The following is a 1,123-nucleotide window of genomic DNA, read 5'->3' as shown; positions in this document are numbered from 1 at the left end:
TTGGCTCCATCAGCACCAGTTGCGCCATTAAGTCCTATCGGACCCTGAGCACCGGTATCTCCTTTGTCTCCTTTGTCTCCCTGATCTCCCTTGGCACCGGTTTCTCCTTGTATACCTTGAATACCCTGTTCTCCGGTAGCTCCGGTTGCACCAGTGGCTCCGGTCGCACCAGTATCACCCTGGTCGCCTTTAGCACCAGTGTCTCCTTTATCTCCTTGGTCTCCCTTGGCTCCGGTAGTTCCAGTTGCTCCTGTGTCACCTTTGGCTCCGGTTGTACCAGAAGCTCCGGTATCACCCTTGTCGCCTTTTGCTCCAGTTATACTTATACCTATTGGTCCTTGTGCTCCTGTCGCACCAGTAGCACCAGTAGCCCCGGTATCTCCTTTGTCACCTTTGTCTCCTTTAGCTCCGTTAGCTCCTGTAGGTCCTTGAGCACCAGTTTCACCTTTATCTCCTTGGTCTCCTTTGTCCCCTTTGGCTCCAGTGTCACCTTTGGCTCCGGTTGCACCAGTAGCTCCGGTCGCTCCAGTATCTCCTTTATCACCCTTTTCTCCCTTAGCTCCAGTTACACCCTGAATACCTTGAGCTCCGGTCTCACCTTTGTCGCCTTGATCTCCCTTGGCTCCAGTTAGGCCGGTTGCACCAGTGTCTCCTTTGTCTCCAGTAGCACCAGTTGCACCAGTATCTCCCTGGTCTCCTTTAGCACCGGTAAGTCCTATTGGACCCTGAGCACCGGTATCTCCTTTGTCACCTTTTTCGCCAGTGGCTCCAGTATCACCTTTGTCACCCTTATCACCTTTGTCACCCTTGGCTCCGGTCGCACCAGTATCTCCCTGGTCGCCTTTAGCACCGGTATCTCCTTTAGCTCCAGTATCACCTTTGTCGCCTTGATCTCCCTTGGCACCTGTATCTCCTTTGGCTCCGGTATCTCCCTTGTCACCTTTGTCTCCTTTAGCTCCGTTAGCTCCAGTTGAACCAGTAGCACCTGTAGCTCCGGTATCACCCTTGTCGCCTTGATCTCCCTTGGTACCTGTATCTCCTTTGGCTCCGTCAGCACCAGTTGCTCCAGTAAGTCCTATTGGACCCTGAGCACCAGTTTCACCTTTGTCGCCAGTGGCTCCAG

General features: G+C 53.6%; 1 protein-coding gene. It reads right to left on the bottom strand.

Annotated features, from left to right (window positions below; genetic code table 11):
- Window positions 1–1,123, bottom strand: a 1,123-nt coding sequence (locus MWU84_RS23905) for an exosporium protein (protein WP_246906518.1), incomplete at both ends; no start/stop codon positions are given.

The sequence above is a fragment of the Arenibacter sp. F20364 genome (assembly GCF_023015905.1).
Lineage (GTDB): Bacteria > Bacteroidota > Bacteroidia > Flavobacteriales > Flavobacteriaceae > Arenibacter.
Note: the sequence above shows the minus strand (reverse complement) of the source record. Positions and strands in the feature narration are given on the sequence as shown.